The following is a 13,501-nucleotide window of genomic DNA, read 5'->3' on the forward strand; positions in this document are numbered from 1 at the left end:
GTAAAATTAACATAAAATTATATTGTAACGTTTTTATACATTTTATTACTAATACTTATAAAATATGTAAGTTTGTGATTACTGTAAACTTTCAGAAAAACTTTTAAAACTAAATGAAAAATCTATTAGAAATTAATAATGTTGTAAAAAAATATGGAGATTTTACTGCGTTAAATGACGTTTCTTTAAACATACCAAAAGGAAGTGTTTTTGGTTTATTAGGACCAAACGGAGCAGGTAAAACATCATTAATTAGAATAGTTAACCAAATTACCATGCCAGATAGCGGCTCTATTATTTTAGATGGAGAAGCTTTAGCACCACATCATACTGCACAAATTGGGTATTTACCAGAAGAACGTGGCCTTTACAAGTCTATGAAAGTTGGAGAACAAGCTTTGTACTTAGCACAATTAAAAGGTTTGTCTAAAGCAGAAGCTAAAAAACGTTTAAAATATTGGTTTGATAAGTTTGATATTTCTGCTTGGTGGAATAAAAAAATTGAAGAACTTTCTAAAGGAATGGCACAAAAAGTACAGTTTATAGTTACTGTTATGCACAATCCTAAATTATTAATTTTTGATGAACCTTTTTCTGGATTCGATCCTATAAACGCACAATTAATAGCAAAAGAGATTTTACAATTAAGAGATGAAGGAGCAACCATTATATTTTCTACACATAGAATGGAGTCTGTAGAAGAAATGTGTGATGAAATTGCATTGATAAACAAGTCTAATAAGATTCTTGATGGAAAATTAGATGACATTAAGCGTCAATTTAAAACACATACATTTCAAGTAGGATTAAACACAGATAATCCTACAGAAGTAAAAAATAAATTAAAAGAAAATTTTGAAGTTTATCCTTCTAACTTTAAGTTATTAAACGATAGTTTAACAATGAATGTTAAATTAACAGAAGGTAATACTGCAAACAATTTATTATCATTTTTAACAAGTAGAGGAGAGGTGCAACATTTTGTAGAGTTAATACCAAGTGCAAACGATATTTTTATTCAGGCAATAAATAAAAACATTTAAGAAGATGAGCAAGTTAAAACTAATTATACAAAGAGAGTTTATTGCAAAGGTTCGTAATAAATCGTTTATAATGATGACTTTTTTAAGTCCTATTTTAATGATTGGTATGGGATTTTTAGTTGTCTTTTTGATGAAAAAAAACGATGAAAAAATTAAAGATATTGTTTATGTAGACAATTCTGGTATGTTTTCTAAAGAAGATTTTAAAGACACAAAAACGATACATTATGAAGATTATACAGCTTTAGGAGCAGAAGAAACCAAAAAGAAAGTAGAAGACGGTAATTATTACGGAGCTTTAATTATACCAAAACAAGATAGTTTAGAGCTTTTAGCAAAATCGATAGAGTTTTATTCTAAAGACTCTCCAGGAATGTCTTTAATGGAAGCTTTAGAAAATAAAATTGAACAAAAAATTAGAAACTCTAAGTTAACTAATTTTGGTATGGATTTAGATAAAATAGAAGCATCTAAAATTAATACAGATATAAAAATGTTTAATTTTTCTGGAGAAGAATCATCAAAATTAATAAATGGATTAAAAATTGGTTTAGGTTCTATTGCAGGTTATTTGTTAATGATGTTTGTTATTATTTATGGTAACTCTGTAATGCGTAGTGTTATAGAAGAAAAAACGAGTAGAATTATAGAAGTAATTGTATCGTCTGTAAAACCTTTTCAATTAATGATGGGTAAAATTATAGGTAACGCATCTGCAGGTTTATTACAGTTCTTTATTTGGGGTATTTTATTATTGATAATAACAACAATAGCTTCTGCTGTTTTTGGAGTAGATATTGTAGAAATGCAAGCAGCAAGAGTTCCATCAGAACAAGTAGAAGCTGCAAAGCAGGCTATAGAACCAGATAAAATGCAAGTTTTAATTCAAGAAATTTTAAGATTACCTATTTTAAAAATGTTTATATTATTTATATTTTACTTTTTAGGTGGTTTTATGTTATATAGTTCTCTTTTTGCAGCTGTTGGTGCAGCGGTAGATAATGAAACAGATACACAACAGTTTATGTTGCCTATTATGATGCCTTTAATGTTGGGTATTTATGTAGGTTTTGCTACTGTAATGAATGATCCTCATGGTTCTATTGCAGTACTATTTTCTTACATTCCGTTTACAAGTCCAATTGTAATGTTAATGAGAGTTCCGTTTGGTGTTGCTTGGTACGAGTTGGCTATTTCTATGGCAATATTATTAGCAACATTTATATTTATGGTATGGTTAGCAGCAAAAATTTATAGAGTTGGTATATTAATGTACGGTAAAAAACCAACCTATAAAGATTTATACAAATGGTTAAAATATAAAGGGTAAACTTTATGAATGATATAAAGGATTTTTTAAACTATTCTTTTAATTTAAGTGATAATATTCATTTAGATGTAAAAACTATATTGTTTTTAATTATTGTAATATTAATTACAAGCTATATATTAAAATTTGTAAAAAAAATAGTAAACAGAAAACTAAATGAAGAAGATAAAGGTAAGTTTAAAGCCATTTTTTCTTTTCTACAATATTTTATTTATACCATAGTTTTAATAATAGCATTAGAATCTTCTGGTGTAGATGTAAGTGTTTTGTTAGCTGGTTCTGCAGCTTTATTAGTTGGTATTGGTTTAGGATTACAAACCTTATTTCAAGATATTATTTCTGGCGTTTTTATTTTATTAGATAAAACACTTACTGTAAATGATATTGTAGAAGTTGATGGAAAAATTGGCAAGGTTCTTGAAATAAAGTTAAGAACAACTAGAGCAGTTACTATAGATGATAAAGTACTAATTATACCAAATCATAAATTTTTAACTCAAAGTTTATTTAATTGGACACAAAATGGTATACAAACAACAGAAGGAGTAGAAGTAGGTGTAGCATACGGATCAGACGTTCAATTAGTAAAAAAACTATTAATTGAAGCAGCAAAAAAACATGCATTAATTATACAAAATCCAGAACCTAAGGTTTTGTTTACAGATTTTGGAGATAGTGCATTACAATTTAAATTACTTTTTGTTATCAGCAACAGTTATGCTCATAATCAAATAAAAAGCGATTTGCGTTTTGAGATTGATAAAAAATTTAGAGAAAACAATATTTCAATTCCATTTCCACAAAGAGATATTCACCTTATAAAACAAGAATAAAGTATGTCAAAAATACTAATTATAGAAGACGAAGCTGCTATTAGAAGAGTTTTAACAAAAATTATTTCAGAAGAAAACGATACTTATAATGTAGAAGAAGCAGAAGATGGTTTATTAGGAATAGAATTGATAAAAAAAAATGATTACGATTTGGTTTTATGTGATATTAAAATGCCAAAAATGGATGGTGTTGAGGTGTTAGAAAAAGCAAAAAAAATAAAACCAGAAGTACCAATTGTAATGATTTCTGGTCATGGAGATTTAGATACAGCAGTAAATACAATGCGTTTAGGTGCCTTTGATTATATTTCTAAACCGCCAGATTTAAACAGACTTTTAAATACAGTAAGAAATGCTTTAGATAGAAAAACACTTGTTGTAGAAAATAAAAGGCTAAAGAAAAAAGTAAGCAAAAATTACGAAATGATTGGTGAGAGTGATGCTATTACTCATATAAAAGAAATTATAGAAAAAGTGGCAACAACAGATGCAAGAGTTTTAATTACAGGACCAAACGGAACAGGAAAAGAGTTAGTTGCTCATTGGATACACGAAAAATCTGAAAGATCTAAAGCTCCATTAATAGAAGTAAATTGTGCTGCAATACCATCAGAATTAATAGAAAGCGAACTTTTTGGTCATGTAAAAGGTTCTTTTACAGGAGCAAATAAAGATAGAGCAGGTAAGTTTGAGGCAGCAAACGGAGGAACCATTTTTTTAGATGAAATTGGTGATATGAGTTTGTCTGCACAAGCAAAAGTACTACGTGCTTTACAAGAAAATAAAATTCAGCGTGTTGGTTCAGATAAAGACATAAAAGTAAACGTACGTATTATAGCTGCAACAAACAAAGATTTAAAAACAGAAATTAAGGAAGGTAGATTTAGAGAAGACTTATACCATAGATTAGCTGTTATTTTAATTAAAGTACCTGCATTAAATGATAGAAGAGAAGATATACCTTTGTTAGTAGATTTTTTTACAACTAAAATATCTCAAGAACAAGGCACTCTAAAAAAAGAGTTTTCTGCAGAAGCAATTAAATTACTAAAAAAATATGATTGGACAGGTAACATAAGAGAGTTAAGAAATGTAGTAGAAAGACTAATTATTTTAGGAGAAAAAGAAGTATCTGCAAATGATATAAAACTCTTTGCATCAAAATAGGGTTAAACTATTTTGATTATTAAAAACTATAAATAAAGTTGATGGAAATATAAGAAGTTACCATCAACTTTTTCTGCTTTTTATAACATTGAATTCTATATTTGTGGTGTCAAAAAAAATAAATATAAATAACAAAAGATAAAAAACTATGGCAACAGCAGTAGGGAAAAAATTTCCAGATTTAAATGTAGACGCAATGAATGAAATGGGTGATACATTTAAATTAAATGTATTAGAAGAAGCAGTTAATAACAAAAAGAAAGTGTTATTATTCTGGTATCCAAAAGATTTTACATTTGTTTGTCCAACAGAATTACACGCTTTTCAAGCAGCTTTAGGTGAGTTCGAAAAAAGAAATACAATTGTAATTGGTGCTTCTTGCGATACACCAGAAGTACATTTTGCATGGTTAAGCACATCTAAAGATAACGGTGGTATAGAAGGTGTTACTTACCCAATTTTAGCTGACTCTAACAGAAACTTATCATCTATATTAGGTATTTTAGATATTACTAATGAAACTTTTGATGAAGCTACACAAACTATACAAGTAGAAGGAGATAACGTAACTTATAGAGCTACTTATTTAATTGATGAAGAAGGTACTGTTTTTCATGAAGGAATTAACCACATGCCAGTAGGTAGAAATGTAAATGAATTTTTACGTTTAATTGATGCTTACTCTCACGTACAATCTCATGGAGAGGTTTGTCCTGCAAACTGGGAAGAAGGTAAAGATGCAATGTCTGCAAACGCAAAAGGAACTAAAGAATATTTAGCATCTCATTAATAAAATTATAAATAAAGAGTTCGGGTAAAAATTGTAAAATTTTTATTCGATCTCTTTATCAAAAAATAATATTATGTTACAAGAATTAAGTCAAGACAATTTATCAGAAATAGTTGCTGATAACCAAAAAGTAGTTGTACAATATTCTGCAACTTGGTGTGGAAACTGTAGAATAATGAAACCTAAGTTTAAAAAATTATCTACAGAAAATGAAAACGTAGCATTTGTAATTGCAGATGCAGAAAAGTTTCCAGAAAGTAGACAATTAGCAGATGTAAGTAATTTACCAACTTTCGCAACTTTTGTAGATGGTAAAATTGTAAATCAAACACAAACAAACAAGTTTGATGTATTAAAAGATCTAGTAAACGAAGTTCTTTAATTATGAAACTACCTGTAATAAAACACTTAACTAATTTTATCGAAGAAAACGATCAAGATTATGTTTTAGAAACAATAGAAACTTTAGAGGCTTTAACAGAAGTTCCTTCTTTAAAAGATGAAGAATTAGATGTTATTGGCGAGCTAATTTCTAATATGTACGGTGCTGTAGAAGTAGATAAAATGATAAAAGAAGGCACACCTAAAAAAGAAGCGTTAAATAATTTTATGAAACGTGTTTTAGGTTCTATTGATAAATAATTATTGCATTATTTATAATAAAAAATCCCAAGTTTTTACTTAGGATTTTTTTGCGTTGGTATAAATACATCTTTTTATTTTCTTTTAAATAACCACCAATTCATATCTCGGGTTAACTTATAGCCTAATTTTTGATAAAGAGGTATTGCTTTATTTCCTTTATTAGTGTGTAAAATTGGTAATTTATTTTCATTTATAATTTCTTTAGTAGTATAAGAAATTAGCTGTTTTGCAAAGCCTCTTTTAGTATAATCTGGATGTGTAACTACAGAGCTTACTTCAATAAAATCATCAGTTTGCATTCTCTGACCAGAAATAGCAACTAGTTTATCATCTTTAAAAATACCAAAGAATTTGCCCATTTCAAAACCTCTTTTTTGATAAAAACCAGGCATTACTAGCCAAATTAAATTATAAACTTCATCAATATTTTCTTCAGTTAATAAAACAATTTCTTCTGTAGGTTTAATATCTACAAAGTTTTCTAAAACCATTTGACATCCATCTATTTTTTTTTCTAATAGAATTTTATTGTCATCAATTTTTGGTATTTGATTTTCTGATACTAAAAAAAAACGATCTGTTAGTTTAGAGTATTCGTTTAAAGCATTCTTAGTTTTATCTGTATTAAAAAAAGCACCAAAATTATTAATTTCTGGATTGTAAAAAAGAACACCATCAATTTCTATAAGGTGTTTATTATGAGTTTCTTGTAAAGAAAACCAAACAGGGTTTTTTAACTTCTGTTCTAAGTTTTTCATTTAAATAAAATTATAAACATTATTTTAATTGCAATATAAAAGCAAAAGTGTGTTACTTGGTTTCGTTTGCTTTTTTTATAATTGCTTTTAAACGCATTTTATTCTGCAACTTTTCTAATTTAACCTTCTTAATTTTTCTATTCATTAATTTGGTATGTTTTGTTTTATTTAAAGTGTTTTTTTCTTTTCCTTTTTTAGCCATTAGATTAGATTATTTTGCAAAATTAACAAAATTTAATGACGTATAAATTGTTATCTGTTTGTAAGCTAATAAAGATTTTGGGTTATTAATTTTAGGATTAAAATTAATTAAAAAAAGTAAGCGTCGTTTTGTGTAAAACGACGACTTACCAAGTAAACTAATAAAACCAAGTATTAGTACTAATTATTAGAAGTTAGCTTTCTAATAAGTTTTTATTCGGAAAAAGGTTTATGGTTGTAACTTAAAACCCTTTTTAATTTCCAATGATTGTTTTCTAAAATCCAAAGATGTGTAAAATCTGCAATACCAACAGTTTTCATTTCTCCATCAATTTTTTGTAGAAATGTATGCTTCCCTTTTTGTACAGCTCCATATAATTGGTTGTTGTTTTTCATAGGGAAAACACTCAATGAGTTGTTAACAAGTTGTCTTTTATTTTGTTCTGGTTTAGAACAGATGTTTACCTTTATTGCAGTTATAAATTCTTCTTTATTTTGTATTCCACCAATATCATGGTAAAACTCAAAATCTTCAGAAATCATAGGTATTACTTTTTCTATTTTACATTTATTAAATGCATTGTTAAAAAGAATACTGTCTTTATATTTTAGAACCTTATATAAATCTGAGCTTTCATTTACCTGAGCATTGCTAAACAAACTGTAAAAGAATATAATAATTGCTATTACTATTTTTATTAAATAAGATTCTTTAAAAGGAGTTAAAAAGTCTTCCATAAATAATTTTTTAGAAAACCCTGAGGTTTTTAAACCTCAAGGTTTTAGGTTTGGTTGATTAATTAATTCAAATTATTTAACAGAAATACTTCCGCCAGAAGAAGAGGTTTTATCTACTTTTTTAGGATTTCCTCTAAAATCGATGTCTCCACCACTAGTTGCTTTTGCATTAATTGTTCCTGAAGCAAATACATTAATATCTGCGCCACTTGTTACTTTTGCGGTAACATTTATACTTTTTAAATTATAAGCTTCTATAGACGCACCACTAGTTGCATTAGTAATATGATTGGTAGCAATACCAGAAACCTTTATATCTGCACCGCTAGTTGCACTTGTTTCTATCGTTTTTACATCAACATTAATATCAATATCAGCACCACTAGTTGCGCCAACTATAAGATTATTTAGTTTTAAAGTATCTTCTGTATAAACTTCTGCACCACTTGTAGCACTTAAAGATTCTAAATCTTTTACGGTTACAAAGACTTTTCTAGCTTTAGCTTTCCAGATATTTTTTTCTGCATAAATTTTTAAAACTCCATTATTAACTTCAGTTTTAATAATTTCTTGTAAATTTTCATCGGCTTCTACAATAATTTCACTTTTTGATCCTTGAGAAATGTAAAGGTCTAAACCATTACTAATTTTAATTTCTGTAAAAACTTCTTTTGTTGTTCTGTCTTGGTTTACAACATTTTTGTTGCCGCTAACGCTGTTAAACATTTCTGCAGCACAAGAACTTAAAAGTACTGTTACAAGTAATAATGTGATAATTTTTTTAGTAGCTGTTTTCATAATAGTTGATTTTTTATTTGATTCAAATGTCTTTTAATAGACGCATAAAATGAAACTTTGGTTACCGAGTTGTTACATTTTTATGTTGAGTTGTGTTTTATATAGTTGTTTCTTGCATTTCTTCTTCTATTTCTTCCTCAACTTCATCAAAACAATCTGTACATTTTAAAGTTTCATCTGTCATTATAAAATGATGATTTACCATGTCTTTATCATAAATATTTCCTTCATTTTTAACATCATCTAAAAAGTATTTTACAGAATTATCAAAATAAATAGTTACATCTTCTGGAATAAAAACAGTAATATTTACCTCTTCATTTCTCCACATATTTTTAAAATTTGATAAATAATAAGCATCTAAAACCAATGTATTATCTTCAATTTTATACTTGTAATTTATTTTTTCTGCATTAAAACTAGCATTGCTTTTGTTTTGACCTCTAGATTCTTTTACAATAACCATGTAGCTTTCATCAGAGTTACTTTTTTTAACTTTAATATTTACATTATTACTGTAAACCATTTGTTTGCCGTCTATATAAACTTCTTCTTTTTTAGAAGTTGATCTTAAATTATGTCTGTAAAAAATTTCATCATCATTTACAATTTTTAAGTTAAGCGTATCATTTTTAACAATATCTATACTGTTTCTATCTGATGATTGACCGTGTGTAGAGTGAGATGTACCGTACTCTAAACCTGTAAAAATCATTACCAATAAACAAACAATCCAGATACCTAATAAAGTTAATGAAGTAGGTTTGCTTATTTTTTTAATGTTACTAGATAAGATTCTTAAACCTAAAATAAAAAGGATTAAAAACGGAATACCAATTAGAAAAAAGCCACATAAAGTAAGTAACCAAATAGGTATAACAGAGTCGTAGAAAAATTGTGGATACTGTAAAAAATCTCCTTCAACATTTAACCATTCTAAACTACCTAAAGAAAACCCTCCAATAATTAGAGATAAAATAACAGCAGCAGAAATAAAAATTATAATTACACCAATAAATTTACCTATTATTCTAAAAATAGCAAGTATTATTTTACCCAAGGTGTCTATAAAATCTTGTAATCCGTTATTTTTTTTTGACTTTCCCGTAAAAGTCTGATTCATTTTTTCTGAAAACTCACTAGCACCACCTTTTATTTTTTCTGATGCTTTATTGGCAAACTCCGATACGTTTTCTGATACATTATTAAATTCTTCTCTAATCTTTTTTTCTATGTTATCAATATTTACAGGTTCTCCTTCCATCTGTAATTTTTCTGCAGTTGTTTTAGCTTCTGGTAATAAGATCCATAAGATTATATAAAGAAAAATACCAAAACCAGCACCAAAGAAAAGAGCTAATAAACCAAGACGAACCCAAATTGTATCAATATCAAAATAATGAGCAATACCAGAGGCAACACCACCTAAAAACTTATCATCACCATCTCTAAATAATTTTTTTCCAGAAGCACTATTTCTTTTGTAAGAATAAGCAGATTCGTTATAGCTTTCTTCTGCTTCTGCATAATCTTCTGGTTGTCCCATAATTTTAATGATATCATCAATATCACCTTCATTAACTACCTGTCTTGCATCGGTAATTTTTTCAGATAAAAGCTCGCTAATTCTAGCTTCTATATCTGCAATTATTTCGTTTTTACCTTGAGGATCATCGCTTAACGATTTAGAAATAGATTCTAAATATCGTTTTAATTTTTGATAGGCAATTTCATCTATATGGAAGAAAAATCCGCCTAAATTTATATTAATAGTCTTATTCATTGGTAGTTGATTTTGTGCTAATTACTTGGTTTACTGCGTTTACTAAATTACTCCATGTTTTATCTAATTCTTTTAAAAACATGCTGCCGTTTTCTGTTAATACATAGTATTTTCTTGGTGGTCCAGAGGTTGATTCTTCCCATCTATATGTTAATAATCCTGCGTTTTTTAAACGAGTTAATAACGGATATATGGTACCTTCAACCACAATCATTTCTGCACCTTTTAGCGTAGATAGTATTTCAGAAGTATAAGCATCACCATGTTTTAAGATGGATAAAATGCAATATTCTAAAACACCTTTTCGCATTTGTGCTTTTGTGTTTTCTATCTTCATTTATTGTGGTTTATAATTATTTTATAAATTTTATTGTAAAAGGATATTTGTAATTTTCTCCATCTCTTGCTTTTATAGATGCTATTATTACTAATGCCATTCCTATTAAATAGATTAATCCGGTAATAGAACCTAAGCCTATAAAACCAAAAATATTATCGAAATTTAAATTAAAGTCAAAATCAAAATTAATGTGGTTACCATTAAAAAAATGATTATGATTATTAAATATAGAACCTATTGCAAACGGAATAAAAGCAATTGATAAAAGAAAAACATAAAGTGTGTAGCTAATATTAAAGTTTACAGCTTCTTTACCTTGCTCATCTAAAAATATACTTCTATCCTTTAAAGTTTGCCATGCAATTAATGGTGTTATAATATTACCAAAAGGAAATATAAAACCAGCAAAAGCACAAATATGTATTAAAAAAGCGTTGGTGTTTTCGTTATTTTTTTTCATAATTATTAAATGTATAATACTTTCTTATGCAAATATATGTTCTAAAAAAGGTATTATGCAATACATAGTACTATAATTAACATTTTTTTAACATTTTGTATTTGTTAATTATTTTGATAAAAAAGTGTTAAATTGTGAAGAAATAGGATAGATATGCAGATTACACCAAGAAATATAAATATGTTTATGATGTTTAAATTACCGTTGGGTTTTTTAAGCGGAATGAGGGTTAAAGAAGTTACAGATACTTTTTCTAGTGTAAAAATTAAATATAAATGGATTAATCAAAATCCGTTTAAAAGTATGTTTTGGGCAGCACAAGGTATGGCAGCAGAAATGTGTACAGCTGTTTTGGTGATGAAAGCAATAGAAAAATCGAATAGAAAAATCTCTATGTTAGTTACACATCAAGAAAGCGATTTTTATAAAAAAGCAAAAGGTAAAATTGTATTTACTTGTAGTGAAGGAGATGAAATATCAGCAATTATTAAAAAATCTATAGAAACAAAAGAAGGCCAAACTATTGTTTTAACCTCTGAAGGAAAAAATGAAGAAGGTGTTGTTGTTTCTAGATTTAAATTTCAATGGAGTGTAAAAGTAAAACTATAACTCCGTTTTATTTTTGTTAAATACCTTAGGTCTTTCTTCGTTATAATCACATTCTTGAAAAATACCGCAAGATACATTTGTACGTGCTAAAGATTTTGTAGACTCAAATTTTTTAGATAAAGCTTCTATCTCTGGAGATAAGTATTTCATAATCAATTGTTTTTTTAATTAGTCTTTTAATTAAGTGTTTACTTACAAACACGTCAAAAGTAATTGTTTTTAGAAATAATGTACTATAATTAAAAGTTAAATTAGTTTTATTAAAAGTGTTTTTTAAAATTAACTTCATTGTTTTTTGTAACAAAACACAAACTAAATCATCTAATAAATATAACCATAAAAAAAAATTATGTTTCAAGATAAGATACCAAATTCATCAAATAGAAATGCACACGAAATAGATTATAAAATATTTGGTGAAGAAATGCAGTTTGTAGAGATAGAACTAGATCCAGAAGAAGGAGTTGTTGCAGAAGCAGGAACTTTTATGATGATGGATGACAATATTAAAATGAATACAATTTTAGGTGATGGATCTAACCAAGAAACAGGTATTTTAGGTAAGATTTTTTCTGCAGGAAAAAGAATTTTAACGGGAGAGAGTTTGTTTATGACCGTTTTTACAAATGCAGGAGTTGGTAAAAAACAAATTTCTTTTGCATCGCCTTATCCTGGTAAAATTGTACCTATTGATTTAACAGCATTTGACGGAAAATTTATTTGTCAGAAAGACGCTTTTTTATGTGCAGCTAAAGGAGTTTCTATCGGAATTGAATTTTCTAAAAAATTAGGTAGAGGCTTGTTTGGTGGAGAAGGATTTATTATGCAAAAGATGGAAGGTGATGGTTTAGGATTTATTCATGCAGGAGGAACTTTAGCTAAAAAAGTATTGCAACCAGGAGAGGTTTTAAGAGTAGATACCGGTTGTATTGTTGGTTTTACACAAGGAGTAGATTATGATATAGAGTTTGTTGGTGGAATAAAAAATACTGTGTTTGGTGGAGAAGGAATGTTTTTTGCTACTTTAAGAGGGCCAGGTACTGTTTATATACAATCTTTACCGTTTAGTAGGTTGGCAGGTAGAGTTCTTGCAATGGCACCAAGAACAGGAAGTGGAACAAAAGGAGAAGGAAGTATTTTAGGAGGAATAGGTGATTTATTAGATGGAGATAATCGTTTTTAATATTTAAAAAATACACTTAAAAAACATAAAAAAAGCCTTCATTTTAATTTAATGAAGGCTTTTTAAGTTTTATAAATAAATTTAATTATTGTTCGTTTTCTTTTATGTTTTCTACAAATTCTTGAAAACGTTTACCGTAATCTGTTGTTTTTACTCTTTCGGTTAAAGAGTTGTTTAAGGTATCTAACATTTTTATACTAGCGTCATACATTTCTGTTAAACCAATATAAGGTGCTACTTCAGAATCTGGATTAGAAATGGCAAAATTGGTAGTAAACAAAACTCTTCTTTTAGTTAATTTTAAATAATCTTTTTCTAATTGAGCAACTAATTCTAAATCATTAGCTTGTTTGGCATCAAAATCTTTTTTTATAAACTCTAAACGCTCATTCTGAAATTTACTTTTAACTTTATTAAAACTTTCTAAAATTTCCTGATTTTTAGAACCCGTAATTTCTGGTTTATAACCAAATTGTTCTATTTTATCATTAATGGTAATTGTACCTTCTTCACCAAAGAAAAGAATGCTTTTATTAGTTGTATTACCATCAAAAGTTAAAAAATATACAACAGAAGATTCTATGTTATCGGTTAAAGTAAACTTATCACTACCTAATAATTTTACAGAATCTACAGAAACTAAAATGGTATCTTGCATTTTTTGAAGATATAAAGTTCCTTTTTTAAGACCTTTAATTTGGCCTTGTACAATCATGTTTCCTTCTTTTTTAGAAGAACATGCGCTAATTAAAATTGATACTACTAAAAGAGTAATAATTTTCTTCATAAATCTAAATTTTCGTCTGCAAATATGCTGATTTTT

General features: G+C 27.5%; 18 protein-coding genes. 9 read left to right on the plus strand and 9 right to left on the minus strand.

All coding sequences use genetic code 11. The features are described from left to right. The first annotated feature begins 113 nt into the window (after window positions 1–113). The 7 genes from KI686_RS12000 (at window position 114) to KI686_RS12030 (ending at window position 5,805) form a co-directional block, all read left to right on the plus strand. Window positions 114–1,043, plus strand: a complete 930-nt coding sequence (locus KI686_RS12000; protein WP_237589561.1) for an ABC transporter ATP-binding protein — start codon at window positions 114–116, stop codon at window positions 1,041–1,043. 4 nt (window positions 1,044–1,047) lie between these two features. Further along, window positions 1,048–2,373: an ABC transporter permease gene (locus KI686_RS12005; RefSeq protein WP_237589562.1), complete on the plus strand. Its 1,326-nt coding sequence runs from the start codon at window positions 1,048–1,050 to the stop codon at window positions 2,371–2,373. Window positions 2,374–2,378: 5 nt separating this feature from the next. Further along, the gene (locus KI686_RS12010) at window positions 2,379–3,206 is read left to right on the plus strand and encodes a mechanosensitive ion channel family protein (protein ID WP_237589563.1); all 828 of its coding nucleotides are present in this window, start codon (window positions 2,379–2,381) and stop codon (window positions 3,204–3,206) included. 3 nt (window positions 3,207–3,209) lie between these two features. Further along, a complete protein-coding gene (locus tag KI686_RS12015; RefSeq protein ID WP_237589564.1) occupies window positions 3,210–4,373 on the plus strand; it encodes a sigma-54-dependent transcriptional regulator in 1,164 nt (387 codons plus the stop codon). A 148-nt stretch (window positions 4,374–4,521) separates the two neighbouring features. Beyond that, a complete protein-coding gene (locus tag KI686_RS12020; protein ID WP_237589565.1) occupies window positions 4,522–5,163 on the plus strand; it encodes a peroxiredoxin in 642 nt (213 codons plus the stop codon). Window positions 5,164–5,236: 73 nt separating this feature from the next. Beyond that, on the plus strand, window positions 5,237–5,545 hold the full coding sequence (locus KI686_RS12025; RefSeq protein ID WP_237589566.1) for a thioredoxin family protein: 309 nt from the start codon (window positions 5,237–5,239) through the stop codon (window positions 5,543–5,545). Between the two features lie 2 nt (window positions 5,546–5,547). Next, entirely contained in the window at window positions 5,548–5,805 is a 258-nt protein-coding gene (locus KI686_RS12030; RefSeq protein WP_237589567.1) for a DUF6952 family protein, read from the plus strand. A gap of 74 nt (window positions 5,806–5,879) precedes the next feature. Here KI686_RS12030 and KI686_RS12035 read toward each other — a convergent pair whose 3' ends face one another. The 7 genes from KI686_RS12035 to KI686_RS12065 all read right to left on the minus strand — a co-directional run bounded on the left by KI686_RS12035 (window position 5,880) and on the right by KI686_RS12065 (window position 10,886). Further along, the gene (locus KI686_RS12035; RefSeq protein WP_237589568.1) at window positions 5,880–6,566 is read right to left on the minus strand and encodes a GNAT family N-acetyltransferase; all 687 of its coding nucleotides are present in this window, start codon (window positions 6,564–6,566) and stop codon (window positions 5,880–5,882) included. Between the two features lie 52 nt (window positions 6,567–6,618). Continuing rightward, window positions 6,619–6,768 (minus strand): hypothetical protein, encoded by a 150-nt coding sequence (locus KI686_RS12040; protein WP_237589569.1) that lies wholly within the window; start codon window positions 6,766–6,768, stop codon window positions 6,619–6,621. 212 nt (window positions 6,769–6,980) lie between these two features. Continuing rightward, window positions 6,981–7,505: a nuclear transport factor 2 family protein gene (locus KI686_RS12045; protein ID WP_237589570.1), complete on the minus strand. Its 525-nt coding sequence runs from the start codon at window positions 7,503–7,505 to the stop codon at window positions 6,981–6,983. A 72-nt stretch (window positions 7,506–7,577) separates the two neighbouring features. After that, a complete protein-coding gene (locus KI686_RS12050; RefSeq protein ID WP_237589571.1) occupies window positions 7,578–8,303 on the minus strand; it encodes a head GIN domain-containing protein in 726 nt (241 codons plus the stop codon). Window positions 8,304–8,400: 97 nt separating this feature from the next. Beyond that, window positions 8,401–10,086, minus strand: a complete 1,686-nt coding sequence (locus tag KI686_RS12055; protein ID WP_237589572.1) for a PspC domain-containing protein — start codon at window positions 10,084–10,086, stop codon at window positions 8,401–8,403. Continuing rightward, window positions 10,079–10,423, minus strand: a complete 345-nt coding sequence (locus KI686_RS12060; protein WP_237589573.1) for a PadR family transcriptional regulator — start codon at window positions 10,421–10,423, stop codon at window positions 10,079–10,081. The genes KI686_RS12055 and KI686_RS12060 overlap by 8 nt, the downstream gene beginning before the upstream one ends. A gap of 16 nt (window positions 10,424–10,439) precedes the next feature. Beyond that, window positions 10,440–10,886: a DUF4870 domain-containing protein gene (locus KI686_RS12065; RefSeq protein WP_237589574.1), complete on the minus strand. Its 447-nt coding sequence runs from the start codon at window positions 10,884–10,886 to the stop codon at window positions 10,440–10,442. A 153-nt stretch (window positions 10,887–11,039) separates the two neighbouring features. Between KI686_RS12065 and KI686_RS12070 the strand changes: the two genes are divergently transcribed. After that, window positions 11,040–11,495 carry a DUF4442 domain-containing protein gene (locus KI686_RS12070; protein WP_237589575.1) on the plus strand — a complete coding sequence of 152 codons (456 nt, stop codon included), beginning with the start codon at window positions 11,040–11,042 and terminating at the stop codon, window positions 11,493–11,495. Here the strand turns inward: KI686_RS12070 and KI686_RS12075 are convergent. After that, window positions 11,490–11,645, minus strand: coding sequence for a hypothetical protein (locus KI686_RS12075; protein ID WP_237589576.1), 156 nt, complete (start codon window positions 11,643–11,645; stop codon window positions 11,490–11,492). The two genes, KI686_RS12070 and KI686_RS12075, sit on opposite strands and share 6 nt — an antisense overlap. A gap of 199 nt (window positions 11,646–11,844) precedes the next feature. Here KI686_RS12075 and KI686_RS12080 point away from each other — a divergent pair, with 199 nt between their 5' ends. Continuing rightward, window positions 11,845–12,678, plus strand: a complete 834-nt coding sequence (locus KI686_RS12080; protein WP_237589577.1) for a TIGR00266 family protein — start codon at window positions 11,845–11,847, stop codon at window positions 12,676–12,678. Between the two features lie 85 nt (window positions 12,679–12,763). Here the strand turns inward: KI686_RS12080 and KI686_RS12085 are convergent, their stop codons facing one another. Continuing rightward, window positions 12,764–13,465 (minus strand): DUF4369 domain-containing protein, encoded by a 702-nt coding sequence (locus KI686_RS12085; protein WP_237589578.1) that lies wholly within the window; start codon window positions 13,463–13,465, stop codon window positions 12,764–12,766. Between the last annotated feature and the right edge of the window lie 36 nt (window positions 13,466–13,501).

Origin of the sequence: Polaribacter sargassicola (assembly GCF_021991835.1) — a bacterium.
Classification (GTDB): Bacteria; Bacteroidota; Bacteroidia; order Flavobacteriales; family Flavobacteriaceae; genus Polaribacter; species Polaribacter sargassicola.

Bases quoted from the DNA above. Each gene is read 5' to 3' on its own strand.
- KI686_RS12000 (WP_237589561.1), top strand. From the start codon at position 114: ATGAAAAATCTATTAGAAATTAATAATGTTGTAAAAAAATATGGAGAT.
- KI686_RS12005 (WP_237589562.1), top strand. From the start codon at position 1,048: ATGAGCAAGTTAAAACTAATTATACAAAGAGAGTTTATTGCAAAGGTT.
- KI686_RS12010 (WP_237589563.1), top strand. From the start codon at position 2,379: ATGAATGATATAAAGGATTTTTTAAACTATTCTTTTAATTTAAGTGAT.
- KI686_RS12015 (WP_237589564.1), top strand. From the start codon at position 3,210: ATGTCAAAAATACTAATTATAGAAGACGAAGCTGCTATTAGAAGAGTT.
- KI686_RS12020 (WP_237589565.1), top strand. From the start codon at position 4,522: ATGGCAACAGCAGTAGGGAAAAAATTTCCAGATTTAAATGTAGACGCA.
- KI686_RS12025 (WP_237589566.1), top strand. From the start codon at position 5,237: ATGTTACAAGAATTAAGTCAAGACAATTTATCAGAAATAGTTGCTGAT.
- KI686_RS12030 (WP_237589567.1), top strand. From the start codon at position 5,548: ATGAAACTACCTGTAATAAAACACTTAACTAATTTTATCGAAGAAAAC.
- KI686_RS12035 (WP_237589568.1), bottom strand. From the start codon at position 6,566: ATGAAAAACTTAGAACAGAAGTTAAAAAACCCTGTTTGGTTTTCTTTA.
- KI686_RS12040 (WP_237589569.1), bottom strand. From the start codon at position 6,768: ATGGCTAAAAAAGGAAAAGAAAAAAACACTTTAAATAAAACAAAACAT.
- KI686_RS12045 (WP_237589570.1), bottom strand. From the start codon at position 7,505: ATGGAAGACTTTTTAACTCCTTTTAAAGAATCTTATTTAATAAAAATA.
- KI686_RS12050 (WP_237589571.1), bottom strand. From the start codon at position 8,303: ATGAAAACAGCTACTAAAAAAATTATCACATTATTACTTGTAACAGTA.
- KI686_RS12055 (WP_237589572.1), bottom strand. From the start codon at position 10,086: ATGAATAAGACTATTAATATAAATTTAGGCGGATTTTTCTTCCATATA.
- KI686_RS12060 (WP_237589573.1), bottom strand. From the start codon at position 10,423: ATGAAGATAGAAAACACAAAAGCACAAATGCGAAAAGGTGTTTTAGAA.
- KI686_RS12065 (WP_237589574.1), bottom strand. From the start codon at position 10,886: ATGAAAAAAAATAACGAAAACACCAACGCTTTTTTAATACATATTTGT.
- KI686_RS12070 (WP_237589575.1), top strand. From the start codon at position 11,040: ATGCAGATTACACCAAGAAATATAAATATGTTTATGATGTTTAAATTA.
- KI686_RS12075 (WP_237589576.1), bottom strand. From the start codon at position 11,645: ATGAAATACTTATCTCCAGAGATAGAAGCTTTATCTAAAAAATTTGAG.
- KI686_RS12080 (WP_237589577.1), top strand. From the start codon at position 11,845: ATGTTTCAAGATAAGATACCAAATTCATCAAATAGAAATGCACACGAA.
- KI686_RS12085 (WP_237589578.1), bottom strand. From the start codon at position 13,465: ATGAAGAAAATTATTACTCTTTTAGTAGTATCAATTTTAATTAGCGCA.